The organism is Mucilaginibacter sp. UYNi724 (assembly GCF_054057495.1).
Genome location: NZ_JBSRZI010000011.1, coordinates 23,560 through 39,234 on the forward strand (window position 1 = coordinate 23,560; position 15,675 = coordinate 39,234).

Genomic DNA, 15,675 nt, shown 5'->3' on the forward strand with positions numbered 1-15,675 from the left:
AATTAAGACGTAGAGTCAAGCAGCAGAAGATTTCTCCTCGTACCTCGTTCGAAATGACATTTAGGGTAATAGAGCTGTTCTCAAAACCCCTTCTTCCGCGTAACGCCCGGTTTTCTACTTTTAGATGATGGCCTGTCGGCAACCTCATCGGCACCGTAACGACGCGCCATTTTTGCGATGCGTTCTTCCATCGTTTCGGTACTAAGGCGTTCGCGGCCAAGGCTGTCTACCAGTATCGGGAAGGCAAATGGTGTTGGGCGTTCAATTAATTTTAAAACGATGCTTTGCGTTTGGATGCGCTGTAAAGCAGCCCGCAGGCGAAACTCCTCTAATTGAAACGCCAGCGCCTCATTATTGGCCTGTCTGATCAGAAGATTATCCGGCTCGTACTCATTAAACACCTCGAAAAGCAATGACGTGGAAGCCTGCAAATGTTTATTCTTCACCTGTTGTCCCGGATATCCGGTAAATACTAAGCCGCCGATATGCGCGATATCCCTGAACTTACGCCTCGCCATTTCGTTGGCGTTCAAACTTTTCTGTATATCATCTATCAGGTTGTTAATGGAAAAGAACTCGGCATCTTCCAAAGCCTCTTCTATCGGGATATCCTCGTCGGTAAGTAATTCAAAGCCATAATCATTCATGGCAATGGAGAAACTGGCGGGTTTTATTTTAGAGATGCGATAGGCCAGCAAACTCGCCATGCCTTCATGCACCAACCGCCCTTCAAACGGATAAAATAACAAGTGGTGGCCCTCGCGCGATTTAAACGACTCGATCAAAAACTCGTGGCTTTGCGGCAGGTGCGATAGCTTAGCCTGTAACTCAAATAGCGGTTTAAGCGCCTTTACTTCGACATCGGTTTCAATTCCTTGAGCTACTTCGTTCAATTTATCTCGGAAGACTGCAGACAGTTGCGATGATAGAGGCATCCTGCCACCGGCCCAGCTTGGTATCAACCCTTTAGTTTTGGTTGACTTTTTAACGTAGGCCGTCATTTCTTTCACTTTAATGAATTCAAGGCTACGGCCCGCAAACCAAAAGGTGTTGCCCGGTTTTAATTTTGATATAAAACTTTCTTCCAGTGTGCCCAGGCTACCGCCGCTCAACCATTTTACACGGATGCTTAGTTCGCTGGTTATGGTGCCAATGCTGAGGCGATGGCGCATGGCCACGCGGCGGCTGTTCACTTTAAATAGGCCGTTCTCTACCTCAACCTTTAGAAATTCGTCGTATTGGGCCAACGTTTTTCCACCGTTGGTAATAAAATCAAGTAGTTGGTTAAACTCATCACGCCTAAGATCGGCAAAGGCAAAGGTACTTTTAACCTGCCGGAACAATTCATCAGCCCTAAACCCGTCTGATACCGCCAGCGTCACCATAAACTGGATCAGCACATCAAAGGTAAGCAGCATAGGGTCCCGGCTTTCGAACACGCCCTTTTTGATGGCGCTTTTTAACGCGGCCCCTTCCAGTAGCTCCAGCGAGTGGGTAGGCACAAAGTAAGCTTTGGATATAGCCCCCGGATGGTGCCCGCTTCGCCCTGCGCGTTGCATAAACCTGGCTACACCCTTGGGGCTGCCAACCTGCACAACGGTATCTACAGGCCTAAAATCAACGCCCAGGTCTAAACTGGAAGTACACACTACTACCTTTAAAGCTTCGGCATGCAGGGCTTGTTCCACCCAGTTGCGTAACTCGTTATCAAGCGATCCGTGGTGCATTGCCATAATGCCGGCATACTCCGGATAGTTATCGATAATAGCATGATACCAGATCTCGCTTTGTGACCGCGTGTTGGTAAATATCAGCGTGGTTTTGCTCTTGGCTACTATCTCCATTACCTGCGGCAATAATTTTACTCCGATGTGTCCCGCCCAGCTATAGTTCTCAATATTCTCGGGGATAACAGATTCTATTACCAGTTTCTTATCCACATTAGCCCTCACCATTTTTATCCGCTCCGGCGGGAAATCGTTACCCAACAAAACCTCGGCTGCCTGTTCCAGGTTGCCAATAGTAGCGGAGATGCCCCAGATGCGGAGATTTGACAGGTGTGAAGTTTCCGGAGTTGAGGGTGCGGTATTGGCGGCACTTACCATACCACTCCCCGCACTTAATCCTTTCAGTCTGCTCAAGCCAAGCTCAACCTGCACGCCGCGTTTGGTGCCAAGCAACTCGTGCCATTCATCGCATACCATCACCTGCAGGCCTTTAAACACCTTGTCGTATTCCTTTTGGGCCAGCATCAGGTGCAGGCTTTCGGGCGTGGTGAGCAGTACTTCAGGCAGTTTGCGTTTAAGGGCGGCTTTTTCGGCGGCAGATGTATCGCCGGTGCGGGTCATGATGCGCCAGGGCAGGTTCAGATCATCACAAACTTCCTGCATGGCTTTACGAATATCGTTGGTAAGCGCGCGCAGCGGCGTGATCCAAAGCATTAGCAGACCGTTGTTTTTTTGCGTGGTGTAGGTATCGGGGTATTTGTTGATAAAATCGGCCAAAAAAGGCAGGAACAATGCAAAGGTTTTACCACTTCCCGTAGGTGCGTTCAGCAAGCCCGAAAAGCCGGATAGATAGGCCGCTTCCATTTCTTTTTGAAACGGGAATTGTTTCCACTGCTTTTGCTTATACCATTCCTGTATTACCTTTTGCCCTTTAGATGCCATTGTTTTAACTAACAAAACCCGCTTTTACGGGTTATATGTATCAACTGTAAATTAAACAAATTGTTACGATTATGAAGATCTCAAAATATTTAATACTACCGGTACTTGTTCTTAACGTTACAGCATGCCAGCAAAACAAGACACCAAAATCGGCAGATACGGTTACCAAGGCAGATACCATATCTAATACCGATACTACTAAAACCGCCGATACCACTACCGTTGATATGCCCGGCGATAAACCGGTGCCGTTGGCGCAATTGATAGTGCCCGGCATCAGCGTAGGCCAAACAGCTATAAACCAAAGCGGCGAAGATGTACATAAAAAATTGGGCACACCCGACGGCGGGGATGCGGCCATGGGCAAAAGCGTTTCTATCTGGTATGCCAACCACGATACCACGGGTTACGTTACCCAAATGTATTTCTCCCGAGGGCAAGGTAATGATGAAGTTAAACGTGTTAAACAGATTAGGGTGACGTCGCCATTCTTCAAGATTAGCAGTAAAGTATATGCGGGCACGCATTTTAAAAACGTATGGCCGGCTTATAAATTAACAAAGGTGGCCACGTTTAATGATAAAGGCAAAGCGCTAAGCCTTTATGATGATGTTAAAGGAGGCATCGCTTTTGATGTAGACGAGAAGGATATTATTACCGGCATTACGGTACATGAGCCGGGTCGCGAGGCGGCATCAACCTACCTGCCATTCTTTTCTGACTTAAAACAGCTTAAATAAAAATGCCCCGTTAACTAACGGGGCATTTTTTATAATTTACCTAAAGTCTATTTCTTCTCGGGCATCAGGATAACTTTTGCCAGGTTGGCATTGTTCAAATACTTGATGGCCGCATCTTTAGTGCTTTGCACGGTAACATTCTCCAGGTTTTTAACGTGGCTCAGAATGTCATCCGGGTTTTGGTCGTTTTGTACCGCGCCGGAAAGTAAGCCTGCCCATGATACATTTTGTTTAAGCTGTACCTGGGTAGAGCGCGCTTCTTCGGCAGCAAATTTTTGGATGTCGGCAGGTAGCGCGCCTGTTAGTTTTATCTTACCAATCTCATCAAGCGTAGCGGCTACCAGTTTATCAACATTGGCAGCAGCACAGGTGAACGCTATGGTTACGGTGTAACGGCCTTCGGGGTTTTTAGTATAATTTGCCCTGATGCCGGGCGCGTAAATACCGCTTTCCTGTTCGCGTAAACGCTCAACAAGTTTAATGTTCAATATTTCTTCCAGCGCATCCAACTGCATATTGTTGGCCTCGTTAAACTGATATGCGCCGCTGTATATCATTTGTACATTCGCTTTATCATCCAATCCTTTATAAACGGTTTTAGTGATCTGCCCGGGTGCCGGATACATTTTAAGGTTACGGAAGGTTTCCTTTTTATGGGTTGATGGCAGGCCACCAAGGTAGGTAGAAAGGAACGGTTTGATCAATTCCACATTAAAATTACCTACCACTACAAACGTAAAACCACTTGCATCAGCAAACCGGTCTTTATAAAAGCTGAAAGATTTATCCTGGTTAGTAGTGTTTAAACGCTCAACCGTGGTAGCGCCAAAGCGGAAGTTGTTGTTACTTAAAACATTTGATAAAGTATCCTGGTAAACGCTCTGCGGGTCCACCCCGCGGTTTGCCAATAATGATTTGGTTTGCAGTATAGTGCCTTTCCAAATATCGGCATCCTTACGTGGCTGTGTAAAATAAAGATATACCAGTTGAAGAGCGGTTTCCAGATCTCGCGGAGACGAATTTGCACGTATCCCATGTGTAATATCGCTGATGTATGGAGATACATTAACATCCTTACCGGCCAGCATCTTATCTAATTGCCCCTGGTTAAATTCGGAAATACCGCTGCTGCCTACTATAGAGGCAGCAAAACTTGCCGAAGTAAAATCAGCATCACTTGCCAGTGATGTGCCGCCAAATGCTGCGCCATTTATCAGGATCTGGTCGTTCTTAAATTCGGTGGGTTTTAAGATAACTTTAAGCCCATTCTCGAATGTTAAGGTAGTTGTACCAATAGCCTCGTCTTTTAATTCGGAAACTATTTTTGAACCCTCGGGTGCTTTTTCCATTAAGGGCTTGCTTGTAACGTTATCTACGTAAGCAGTAACACCGTTTCCCGCCGCGCCTATCCAGCTTAGAATAGCTTTTTCATCGGGCAATTTATCTTTATCTTTTTCCGGGCCTTGTATTAGTATCACCCTGTTTTGATCGCTTATGAACTGGCCTGCAAGGGCATTCATTTCGGCAAGAGAAATTTTGCTGATGTTGCTTACATAAAAGTTGTATTCAAAATCGATACCGGGCACAGCCTCGCCGGTTAAAAAGTTTTGGGTGTATTCCCTAACGTAATTAACAGAATTTGTTTTGTTACGTTCATAAAAAGCATTTTGGATGCCCACCAGCGCTTGTTGTTTAGCACGCTCCAGCTCGGTTAATGTAAAGCCAAACTTGCGGGCACGTTCGGTTTCGGCAACAACGGCTTTAACAGCAGCCTCCAAACCGTCGGGTTTAGATACTACAATAGATGAGAAGGCGTCCTGCTTGCCAATTAAAGCGCCGTAACTTGTGCGGCCATATAAAAATGGCGGCTCGGGCTTTTGTTGCAATTCGCCAAGCCTTTGGTTAAGCATAAAATTAAAAAGCGAAATACGGATGCTTTGCATGTAGCCCGTAGTGGTGCGTATCACGTTGTGCGGGTGCTTAACAATGATCTGCGCCATGGTGTACGGGAATTCCTTATCGGTAGCCACTTTTACAACAGTGCCCGGCGTTGGTGCAACATTATAATCGGGGCGTGGTTTTTTAGCGATAGGGCCTTTTAAACCCGAGAAGTTCGCTTTTATAAGGGCTTCTACACGTTTTACATCAAAATCACCAACCACAATTACAGCTTGCAGGTCGGGCCTATACCAATCGCTGTAAAAGCTTTTTATGGTAGCTGCATCAAAGTTTTTAAGCACAGCTTCCTGCCCTATAGGCAGGCGGGTAGCATACCTGGAATTATTTAACAGAACCGGCAGGGTTTGCAGGCTTAAACGCTCTTGCGCGTTTTTACCACGCAGGCGTGCTTCTTCAAGCACCACACCACGCTCTTTATCAATTTCGGCCTGGTCAAAGGTTAAGTAGCCTGCCCAGTTAGCCAAAATGTTAAAACCTTTTTCGAATACGGCGGCGCTATCTGTAGGTAATGGCAGCTGATAAACGGTTTCATCAAAAGAGGTGTAAGCGTTTAGATCGGCACCAAATTTAACGCCAGATTTTTGAAGGTAATTAACCAACGCATTCTTCGGGAAATCGCGCGTGCCGTTAAAGGCCATGTGCTCGGTAAAGTGGGCAAGGCCTTGTTGGGCATCGGTTTCTAAAACAGAACCCACTTTATTTACCAGGTAAAGCTCGGCACGGTTTTGAGGCTGCTCGTTATGGCGTATGTAATAGCTTAGGCCATTTGGCAGCTTGCCGGTTATAACCTCTTTATCAAACGGCAGTACATTTGGCGGGGCAACTGCTGCCGCTGCATTTGGTTTATTGCGTGGAGATGGTGTTGGCTTGCGTTTTACCTGTGCATTTACACTGCCCGATGCGATAAGCAAAGCCAGTGCCGCTACAGATAAAGTTCTGTTAATGTTCATATTTAAGTTAAAAAGGGAATATTTTACTAAGATGCTAAACGAATATCTTAGTTACAAATTGTTATGGCGTTTTAAATGCTTCCTGCATCATTTGCTGTAGCTCGGCCTGGTGGCTTTGTACGGCCTGTTGCCCAATCAATGCCGACTTTTGAAACAACGCAGGTTGCTTTTGATTAAGCTTTACACCTAATGGCGAGCGATAAAAGGTAGCAAGGTCTTTTAACTCTTTTTCGCTGAACTCCTGCGCATAAATAGCAGCCATTTGGTCTTTCATCAAATCCCAGTTCATGTACTTGCTCATAAAGGTATTCATGATCTCGATAAATTTTGGCTTTTTATCTTCCGGGACGTTTGCGCTGGCTTGTGTTACCATTGCCGACATGTTTTCTTTTAACTGGTTGCCAGCACCAGATGCTACAAGCACATCTTCGGCCGCTTTTAAACGTGACGGACTGATTGCCGTTGTTTGCGCTTTTAACGCGCCGCATATTAACAATGCGATAATTAAGAATCTATATTTCATAGTTTGTTTGTTGCTGATAAATAGAAAGTTCTATACTGATACCTAATTCAGCGCAGAGTTTTATTAGTGTAATTGGAAGATATTTAGACTGAACAAACTTGTTGATATCACATTCAATACCAAAATCTAAAACCGCAAATTGAATTGCGGGAATCGAAGTGATAAGTTTTAATTTTTCCTGATACAATTCCAAATATCTGCTTGCATCATCTATCTGTTTATTAAAGTCGTTAAAGTCGGCCTTACTAACGTCGACGGCACAACCCGAAAATTGACATTTCTTGCCATCGGGGCTAAGCTTGGATTTTGGTTCGCCTTTATAAAAAACGCTGTAAGAACGTATACCGCTTTGAAGGATAAAGTTGTCAACGTCAAATTCCTCACCTATAATCCTAAGTATACAACCCATTGCTAATTAAAATTTATACCTCACAAAAGCTTCCATAGCGGCATATTCTGCCATACCTAAGCGATCGTAATTTTGGGCGGTTTCGCGGTTCCGATCTTCGGCGCGTACCCAAAACTCGCGTGCATCATCCCCAGGGAAAACGGGCTTATCCTTTTGCGACTGGTGTTTAAAGATCGCGCTGCGCTTACGCAACACTTCGGCCGGCGAAAGTGGTACCGCCATTTCAATTTCGTGGGTAGGGAACTCCTGCCATGCGCCGCGATACATCCAAACCCAGCAATCGTTTACCCAAGCCTCGGTTTTGCCCAGGCGGCGTAAAGATTCTATGATGATATTAAAACATACGATATGTGTACCATGCGGGTCAGCAAAATCGCCGGCAGTAAATACCTGCTGCGGTTTTACTTTTTGCAGCAGCTCCATAGTTAGTTTAATATCTTCCTCACCTACAGAGTTTTTTTGCGTTTTGCCTGTTTCATAAAAAGGCAAAGCCTGAAAATGGATATTACTGTCGGGCAAGCCCGCGTAGCGCGCACCTGCAATAGCTTCGGTTTTGCGGATAAACCCTTTTACATCGCGGATCTCTAACGAATCTATCTGGTTGGGTTCTTTAATGGCCATAAATCGGCGCATGTCGTCGTAAATGCTTTTCATTTTTGAGGCATCTTCGCCAACGCTTTCTTTAAAATCGATGGCAAATTCCACAAAGCGTAGCACGTCATCGTCCCAAACGGCGGTATTGCCCGATGTTTGATAGGCCACGTGCACATCGTGCCCCTGGTCAACCAATCTAATAAACGTGCCACCCATCGAGATCACGTCATCATCCGGGTGCGGAGAGAACACGATAGAACGTTTGCGTGCAGGTTCGGCACGTTCTGGGCGCTGGCTGTCGTCTGCACCCGGTTTACCACCCGGCCAGCCAGTTATGGTATGTTGTAACTGGTTAAAAATATTAATATTGATTTGATACACCGGCCCTTGCTCTACCGCGAGTTGCGCCATACCATTACTGTTATAATCTTCTTCCGTTAGTTTAAGAATGGGTTTGCCAACGGTATCAGAAAGCCAGATCACAGCTTTTTTGATCAACTGATTTTCCCAAACACAATCTTTAACCAACCACGGGGTATCAAAGCGTGTTAGACCCGATGCTGCATCCACATCCAAAACGAACTCTACGTTATCTGATAGTTGCAGGAAGGTTGCAGGCACTTCGCCCGAGATTTCGCCCTCCACAGCCTTCCGTACAATCGGTGCTTTCTTGGCGCTCCAGGCCATCAGGATAATTTCGCGGGCTTTAAATATGGTACCCACGCCCATGGTGATGGCCTTGGTTGGTACGTTTTGCTTACCACCAAAATCGCGCGAAGCATCACGGCGGGTCAAATCATCAAGCGTAACCAACCGCGTACCCGAGTTTGGTGCCGAGCCCGGCTCATTAAAACCGATGTGGCCTGTACGGCCTATCCCTAATAACTGCAGGTCTAATCCGCCTAAGTCTTCTATCTGTCGTTCGTATTCCAAACAAAAATCGGCAACCGCATCTTGCGGCAGCGTACCGTCTGGGATATGGATATTGGCTTTTTTAATGTCCACATGGTCAAATAAATTTTCGTTCATGAAGGTAACGTAGCTTTGCACCGCGTCGGGCTTCATGGGGTAATACTCGTCAAGGTTAAAGGTGATCACGTTTTTGAAAGATAGCCCCTCTTCTTTATGTAAACGCACCAGTTCTGCATACACCTTTATTGGTGTAACACCTGTTGCCAGGCCAAGTACGGCCTGCTCGCCGGCGGCATCTTTTTTATTGATAAGGTCGGCAATGCGTTTTGCAACAGCTACTGATGCTGCGTTTTGGTCGGAGTAGACGGTAACGGGCAGTTTCTCGTACCGGGTTTCTTCTAATAAATTTAATCTGGCCATTGGCTTAGGGTGTAATTGGTTTACAATGATGCTAAACAAATATATCAGATATTTATATACAGGCGGTTTTAATTTATCTTTTGTGGCTGGCGGCAAAACAGGTAAATTAGCGCATGCCCGCACTCAACAAAAACCTGCAAAAACTATTTACCATCGCTCAAAAAGACGAAAAGCTGGGGATAGGGCTCATGTCGGGCACATCGTTAGACGGGTTGGATATCGCACTTTGCAAATTTAAAGGCAGCGGCATCCACACGGAGTTTAAGCTTATAGATTTCATCACTATACCTTACGCGGACGGATTTAAGCACGAGGTACAAGAGGTGTTCGCCAAAAAACTGGTGAGCCTGCAGAAGGTTACTTTACTAAACGCATACATCGGGAATTTTCATGGCGAATTGATATTGCAGACATTAACTAAGTGGGGTATTAAACCTACGGATGTTGACTTTATTGCCAGCCACGGCCAAACTATTTACCATGCGCCAAAACGCCTGCACAAGCAGCCCGGCTATGGTAACGCTACCCTGCAAATTGGCGATGCCGACCATATAGCCGTTAAAACCGGCATTTTAACCATCAGCGATTTTAGGCAGAAGCACATTGCCGCGGGTGGAGAGGGTGCACCGTTGGCCTTATATGGCGATGTGATACTGGGTAGCAAACCCGGCGAGAACCGCATCCTGCTGAACATAGGGGGCATAGCTAACCTTACTTATTTACCTGCGGATATAGGAGCGGAAGTTTTATGTAGCGACATCGGCCCCGGCAACACCTTAATAGATGCTGCCTGCCGCGAATATTTTGGTAAAGCTTATGATGAAGATTCAGAAATTGCTAAATCGGGCGAGGTGAATGATGTTTTGTTGGATGCGCTGTTAGACCATCCTTTTTTTAGGGAAACCGCACCAAAAACTACCGGCCCCGAATTGTTTAATTTAGAATTTGTGGCCGACGCGCAACAGGCGGTTAGGCTATTCAACATCAATAAAACCGATCTGGTAGCTACCCTAAGTGCTTTAACAGGACGGTCTATAAGTAATTTTATAAAAGCCAACTTTAACCAGCCCGATCTTAAAATATTTGTTAGCGGGGGCGGTGCCTGGAACCCGTACGTTATTAATTATCTAAAAAATACCATGCCCAACGTAACCATCGCTAATACCGCCGAACTGGGGATTGACCCTGATGCGAAGGAGGCCATACTTTTTGCTTTATTAGGTAACGAAGCACTTTGCGGTGAACCGATTCCTATTGGTAATAGCCCCGCCGTACTAATGGGGAAGTTTAGTTTTCCCTTGTAAACACAAAACCCTCTTTCCATAATTAGAAAGAGGGTTTTTTATACGCGAATATGGCTTTAATAAAGCAAATTATCATACGGATATCTTTCCGCATGCGCCTTTTTCACGTACTCGTAAAGCAGTTCCCTAAACTCGTCTACATTTTCCTTTTCGGTAGCCGAGATAAATATGGCAGGGCTGTTGTTTTTAGCCATCCAGCTATGTTTAAAATCATCAAGGGTTAGTGGTTCTTCGGTTACGTCAACATGGTGTTGCTCGGGCACAAAGGCATCTATCTTATTGAAAACAGTTATGATCTGTTTATCTATAGCGCCAAGTTCTTTAAGCGTTTCGTTAACCGTACGGATCTGGTCTTCAAAGCTTGGGTGGGAGATATCTACCACGTGGATCAAAATATCAGCCTCGCGTACTTCGTCTAATGTAGATTTAAAACATTCTACCAAATGGTGTGGCAGCTTGCGGATAAACCCAACGGTATCCGACAGCAGGAACGGTACATTCTCGATAACCATTTTTCGAACAGTAGTATCCAGCGTAGCAAACAACTTGTTTTCGGCAAACACCTCCGATTTCGACAGCATGTTCATGATGGTAGATTTACCAACGTTGGTATAACCCACCAATGCTACACGAATGAGTTGCTGGCGGTTTTTGCGCTGTGTTTCGTTCTGACGGTCGATCAGCTTCAAGCGATCTTTCAGTAACGAGATCTTGTTTAATATTAAACGCCTATCTGTTTCTATCTGCGACTCGCCTGGTCCGCGCATACCAATACCACCCTTTTGGCGCTCTAAGTGAGTCCAAAGGCGGGTTAGGCGGGGTAGCAGGTATTGTAGCTGGGCAAGCTCCACCTGTGTTTTAGCCTGCGCTGTTTGGGCACGGCCGGCAAAAATATCAAGGATGAGGTTGCTACGGTCAAGTACCTTTACATTCAGTTCGCGCTCAATATTACGTAACTGAGACGGGGTAAGTTCGTCGTCAAAAACAACGATGTCTATTTCTTCGGCAATTACATATTCTTTTATCTCATCCAGTTTACCGGTACCTACAAACGTAGATCGCTCGGGACGCTGTAATTTTTGGGTAAAGGTTTTCACGGTGAGGCCGCCTGCGGTCTCCACCAAAAATTCTAATTCCTCTAAATATTCTTTTTCGCGTTCTTCGGTTTCGTGTGGTGTAATTACACCAACCAAAACCACTTTTTCCTGCTTTTCGGCAGTATCAAAAAACTTTGGTTTCATTTTAAAAATGATTAACAATTAAAGTATAAAGGTAAACATTAAGTTACCTCCAATATAACTCACTATACGCTTGTTATGTTCACATGGCATTTAATAATTATAGATTGACGATTTCGCTCCTGTGGAATACACCAGGAAGCGTTTGACATGGGCGTCAGGAACTGATCTGTTCATGACAACTTCACCAAGGCATGTCGACAAGGATTGCCAAATAGAAAGTTGCTGCGTGAGGGTATTATATTAGGATCAACATGATACGCAAAGATATTCAATTACGGGCTAATTACAAACCCTTCACAAACTCGCGCATGGCTGCGCCCGGGTCCTGTTTTTTCATGAAATTCTCGCCTATTAAAAACCCGTTGAAACCGGCTGCCTTTAATTGCTTAATGGTTTCGGTGTCGCTAATGGCGCTTTCCGAGATCTTCATGAACTCGTTAGGGATATGCTCAGCAAGTTTAAAAGAGTTTTCTACCGTTACGGTAAAATCGGCCAGGTTACGGTTGTTTACGCCAATAGCATCCAGGTTTGTATCAATGCTTCGTTCCAGCTCTTCTAAGTTATGCACTTCTAAAAGCACATTCAGGTCGAGGCTTTTGGCAAGGCTTGCAAGGCTCTTAATTTCGGCAGGGGTTAGGATGGCTGCTATCAGTAAGATAATATCAGCACCCAATGATTTTGCTTCGATAACCTGGTACTCATCTATCATAAAATCTTTACGAAGGATGGGAATACTGGTAGCGCGGCGGGCACGGCTAACATCCATTTTGCGGCCCATAAAAAAGCCGTAATCCGTCAATACCGAGCATGCCGAAGCCCCCGCAGCAGCGTAATCTTTAGTTACATCTTTTACCAGCGCATCGTCGTTTATAATCCCCTTCGATGGCGACTTCCGTTTAAACTCGGCTATAATACCTGTACGATCCGGCGCCAGCAAAAAATCTTTAAAAGAATAAGTTTCCCGGTGGAAGTATTCAGATTCTTCCAGTTGGCTGTAGGTGGTGCGCACCTTATCACGCTCAACCTCTATCTTTTTATAAGCAACTATTTTATCAAGTATGTTCATTGTTTTCTTTATTGTCATGCTGAGCGATAGCGAAGCATCTGTTTGCCGATTGCACAGTTCATGAATAGATCCTTCGCTATCGCTCAGGATGACAAATTTACTTATTTAATGTTTTACTAAGTCTTCAACCAGTTCTGCATCATTTCTTTCCCGTACTCGGTTAGTACCGATTCGGGGTGGAATTGTACGCCGCGCACGTTGTATTCCTTGTGCCTTAAAGCCATAACCGAGCCATCTTGTTCATCAATAGCGGTAATTTCTAATGCAGCGGGCAGGTCTTTCTCTACCACCCACGAGTGGTAACGGCCTACTTTAAAGGTATCGGGCAGGCCTGCAAAAAGTGGCTCGCCGCTATCCGTAACTTTTATTGCCGTAGCTATACCATGCATAGGTTGTGGCAGGTTATAAAGCTTGCCGCCAAATACCTCCGCAATAGCCTGCTGGCCAAGGCACACACCAAACATACTTTTTGTCGGCGCGTATTTTTCTATCACCTGCAAAAGCAAACCCGCTTCTGACGGTATGCCCGGCCCCGGCGAAAGGATGATGTGGCTAAACGCGTCTACATCCTCCAGTTTAAATTTATCGTTCCTCCAAACCTCACATTGCAAACCTAACTCGTTTACCAGATGCACCAGGTTATAGGTGAAAGAATCGTAATTGTCTATGATTAATATTTTCATTTTTTACACACCCCTAACCCCTCTCAAGAGGGGATTTGTTCTTTAACTAATTTCTAATCACCAGTCTCTAACCTCTAACTACAGCTCCTCCGCTAATTCTATCGCTTTCCTCAGCGCGGCTATTTTATTATCAACTTCCTTCAATTCGCTTTCGGCGATAGAGCCGGCCACAATGCCCGCGCCTGCCTGGTAATGCAGCGTATTGTTTTTGCTGAGGAACGAACGAATCATAATGGCGTGGTTAAAATCGCCGTTAAAGCCAAAGAAACCGATGGCACCGCTGTAAAAGCTGCGTTTGCTTTTTTCGTTCTCGTCTATGATCTCCATGGCGCGGTACTTTGGAGCACCGCTTAGCGTACCCGCCGGGAAGGTATCGGCCACAATTTTAAATGATGTGGTGCCCGGTTTAAGCGTACCGCTTACATGCGATACCAGGTGGATAAGGTGCGAGTAATATTGCACCTCTTTAAATGCTTTAACACTTACGTTTTCGCAATGGCGGCTTAGGTCGTTGCGGGCAAGGTCGACCAGCATTACGTGCTCAGCAGATTCTTTGGGGTCGGCCTCCAGCTGGCGGGCAAGCTCTGCGTCTTTCTCGTCATCGCCGCTGCGTTTAAATGTGCCGGCAATAGGGAATATGCTTGCAGTATTGTTTTTAATGGTGATCTGTGCCTCGGGCGACGAGCCGAAGATGCGGAAGTCGCCGTAGTCAAAATAAAATAAATACGGCGATGGGTTGATGGAGCGCAGCGCACGGTACACGTTAAATTCATCACCCAAAAATTTGCGCGAGAACGCCCTTGAAGGTACTATCTGGAAAACATCACCACGATAAATGTGCTGTTTCATTTTCTCGACGATAGCGATAAAATCCTCATTGGTCAGGTTAGACTTTTCGGCCTCGTTGCTTTTAAAGCTATACTCGGGGAAGTTTTTGTTTTTGATAAGGTCTTCTATCTTCTCTAACCCGTTGGTTTTCGGTTGCCCTTCTACCTGGTTGTGGAAAATGTACAGCTCGTTTTTAAAGTGATCTATAGCAATGATGTAACTGTAGATATGGTACTGCATCACCGGGATCTTGCGGGTGGTGTCAGCACTTTCCTTTAAACGGATGGTTTCGAAATGCTCAACCGCCTCATGCGTAAAGTACCCGAACAAGCCGTTAGACAGGATCTTGGAGGTATTTGCCTCTACCTCAAACCGGGCAGTAAAATTGTTTATCTCGTCGGTAATATCAAATTCGCCGGGGGCGCTTACTTCTTCAGTTCCATCGGGGAATTTCTTTTTAAGGGTTTTGTTGTCTAAAACCAAGCCGCTAAAAGGGGCGCAGCATACAAAGCTTAAGCTGTTTTCGCGGCTGTGGTAGTCCGAACTTTCCAGCAGCAGCGAGTTAGGGAAAACATCCCTTAAGCGCAGGTAAATACTCACCGGTGTAGTGGTATCTGCAAGTAGCTTTTTATGGGTAGTGGTAATTTTATATTTTTTCATTAGTGATTATCTCAGAGCGCATTAAACAAAAAAACCCGGCGAATTGAGCGTTCGCCGGGTTTCAAATTAGGTTTACATTTGATTAGTACTGCATATCAAAAACTATCCGGCCTGCCATGTTTTCACATAGTGCCACCAATTGGTATTAAGAGTAGTTTTTTTCATATCGTGGCGACAAATTTATACAAAAAATTGAATTAACAAATTTTTTGTCGACTTTTTTAGTGGGTAATTCCAAAAAAGGTGTGTCCGGGTGCATCTTTTGTCATTAAAGCGATGGCTACCACGATGATAACCAAGGCTAATGAGTAAAAAATAGCGATGGCTTTATGCTTGTTTTCGGGCAAAGTCGCCTTTTTTGATTTGCTGTGGCCAATGGTGATCAGGATCATGGCGATGATCATCATGGTAATGTGTTCCACCGTCCAGTAGCGTGCAGTAGGGTCTTTCATTACACCCCCGCCAAACTTAACGTTAGGGCTTATGAAATACAACACAAGCCCAATTAAAATTTGAGTATGCACGGATATCATGGTAAACAGGTTGAGTTTGCGGTTACCGTTGCTGTACGCTTTTTTGCCAAACCAATCGGCAAAGGCCCTAACAATAGCAATTGCAACCAATAAAAATACGATGTACCTGAAACCGGAGTGGAATGACAGGAAAAACTGATAAGCGTTCATGCGTTTAAAATTTGACCCGAATATAAATATAAGT

Annotated in this window: 12 protein-coding genes; 2 read left to right on the forward strand and 10 right to left on the reverse strand. The window is 45.2% G+C overall.

Annotated features, from left to right (window positions below):
- Positions 1 to 80 precede the first annotated feature (80 nt).
- Complete coding sequence (locus ACVW0P_RS15730) at positions 81 to 2,669, reverse strand: ligase-associated DNA damage response DEXH box helicase (protein ID WP_457132942.1); 2,589 nt, start codon at positions 2,667 to 2,669, stop codon at positions 81 to 83.
- Between the two features lie 71 nt (positions 2,670 to 2,740).
- Between ACVW0P_RS15730 and ACVW0P_RS15735 the strand changes: the two genes are divergently transcribed.
- Entirely contained in the window at positions 2,741 to 3,409 is a 669-nt protein-coding gene (locus ACVW0P_RS15735; RefSeq protein ID WP_457132943.1) for a hypothetical protein, read from the forward strand.
- Positions 3,410 to 3,456: 47 nt separating this feature from the next.
- Here the strand turns inward: ACVW0P_RS15735 and ACVW0P_RS15740 are convergent, their stop codons facing one another.
- The 4 genes from ACVW0P_RS15740 to nagB form a co-directional block, all read right to left on the reverse strand.
- Positions 3,457 to 6,318 carry a M16 family metallopeptidase gene (locus ACVW0P_RS15740; protein WP_457132944.1) on the reverse strand — a complete coding sequence of 954 codons (2,862 nt, stop codon included), beginning with the start codon at positions 6,316 to 6,318 and terminating at the stop codon, positions 3,457 to 3,459.
- Between the two features lie 61 nt (positions 6,319 to 6,379).
- Positions 6,380 to 6,841, reverse strand: coding sequence for a DUF2059 domain-containing protein (locus tag ACVW0P_RS15745; RefSeq protein ID WP_457132945.1), 462 nt, complete (start codon positions 6,839 to 6,841; stop codon positions 6,380 to 6,382).
- Positions 6,831 to 7,250 (reverse strand): hypothetical protein, encoded by a 420-nt coding sequence (locus tag ACVW0P_RS15750; protein WP_457132946.1) that lies wholly within the window; start codon positions 7,248 to 7,250, stop codon positions 6,831 to 6,833. The genes ACVW0P_RS15745 and ACVW0P_RS15750 overlap by 11 nt, the downstream gene beginning before the upstream one ends.
- A gap of 6 nt (positions 7,251 to 7,256) precedes the next feature.
- Positions 7,257 to 9,176: a glucosamine-6-phosphate deaminase gene (gene nagB / locus ACVW0P_RS15755; RefSeq protein WP_457132947.1), complete on the reverse strand. Its 1,920-nt coding sequence runs from the start codon at positions 9,174 to 9,176 to the stop codon at positions 7,257 to 7,259.
- Between the two features lie 113 nt (positions 9,177 to 9,289).
- On the opposite strand from nagB, the gene ACVW0P_RS15760 reads away from it, so the two are divergent.
- Positions 9,290 to 10,480, forward strand: coding sequence for an anhydro-N-acetylmuramic acid kinase (locus ACVW0P_RS15760; RefSeq protein ID WP_457132948.1), 1,191 nt, complete (start codon positions 9,290 to 9,292; stop codon positions 10,478 to 10,480).
- A 56-nt stretch (positions 10,481 to 10,536) separates the two neighbouring features.
- On the opposite strand, the gene hflX is transcribed toward ACVW0P_RS15760, so the two are convergent.
- The 5 genes from hflX to ACVW0P_RS15785 form a co-directional block, all read right to left on the reverse strand.
- A complete protein-coding gene (hflX, locus tag ACVW0P_RS15765) occupies positions 10,537 to 11,721 on the reverse strand; it encodes a GTPase HflX (RefSeq protein ID WP_457132949.1) in 1,185 nt (394 codons plus the stop codon).
- 283 nt (positions 11,722 to 12,004) lie between these two features.
- Positions 12,005 to 12,787, reverse strand: coding sequence for an indole-3-glycerol phosphate synthase TrpC (gene trpC, locus ACVW0P_RS15770; RefSeq protein ID WP_457132950.1), 783 nt, complete (start codon positions 12,785 to 12,787; stop codon positions 12,005 to 12,007).
- 116 nt (positions 12,788 to 12,903) lie between these two features.
- The gene (locus tag ACVW0P_RS15775; protein WP_457132951.1) at positions 12,904 to 13,470 is read right to left on the reverse strand and encodes an anthranilate synthase component II; all 567 of its coding nucleotides are present in this window, start codon (positions 13,468 to 13,470) and stop codon (positions 12,904 to 12,906) included.
- Positions 13,471 to 13,548: 78 nt separating this feature from the next.
- A complete protein-coding gene (locus ACVW0P_RS15780) occupies positions 13,549 to 14,958 on the reverse strand; it encodes an anthranilate synthase component I family protein (RefSeq protein ID WP_457132952.1) in 1,410 nt (469 codons plus the stop codon).
- Positions 14,959 to 15,179: 221 nt separating this feature from the next.
- Positions 15,180 to 15,641 (reverse strand): cytochrome B, encoded by a 462-nt coding sequence (locus tag ACVW0P_RS15785; protein ID WP_457132953.1) that lies wholly within the window; start codon positions 15,639 to 15,641, stop codon positions 15,180 to 15,182.
- Positions 15,642 to 15,675: the final 34 nt, after the last annotated feature.

Coding starts and splice junctions, on each gene's coding strand:
- ACVW0P_RS15735 (WP_457132943.1), top strand. CDS start 2,741: ATGAAGATCTCAAAATATTTAATACTACCGGTACTTGTTCTTAACGTT.
- ACVW0P_RS15745 (WP_457132945.1), bottom strand. CDS start 6,841: ATGAAATATAGATTCTTAATTATCGCATTGTTAATATGCGGCGCGTTA.
- nagB (WP_457132947.1), bottom strand. CDS start 9,176: ATGGCCAGATTAAATTTATTAGAAGAAACCCGGTACGAGAAACTGCCC.
- ACVW0P_RS15730 (WP_457132942.1), bottom strand. CDS start 2,669: ATGGCATCTAAAGGGCAAAAGGTAATACAGGAATGGTATAAGCAAAAG.
- ACVW0P_RS15775 (WP_457132951.1), bottom strand. CDS start 13,470: ATGAAAATATTAATCATAGACAATTACGATTCTTTCACCTATAACCTG.
- ACVW0P_RS15780 (WP_457132952.1), bottom strand. CDS start 14,958: ATGAAAAAATATAAAATTACCACTACCCATAAAAAGCTACTTGCAGAT.
- ACVW0P_RS15740 (WP_457132944.1), bottom strand. CDS start 6,318: ATGAACATTAACAGAACTTTATCTGTAGCGGCACTGGCTTTGCTTATC.
- hflX (WP_457132949.1), bottom strand. CDS start 11,721: ATGAAACCAAAGTTTTTTGATACTGCCGAAAAGCAGGAAAAAGTGGTT.
- trpC (WP_457132950.1), bottom strand. CDS start 12,787: ATGAACATACTTGATAAAATAGTTGCTTATAAAAAGATAGAGGTTGAG.
- ACVW0P_RS15760 (WP_457132948.1), top strand. CDS start 9,290: ATGCCCGCACTCAACAAAAACCTGCAAAAACTATTTACCATCGCTCAA.
- ACVW0P_RS15750 (WP_457132946.1), bottom strand. CDS start 7,250: ATGGGTTGTATACTTAGGATTATAGGTGAGGAATTTGACGTTGACAAC.
- ACVW0P_RS15785 (WP_457132953.1), bottom strand. CDS start 15,641: ATGAACGCTTATCAGTTTTTCCTGTCATTCCACTCCGGTTTCAGGTAC.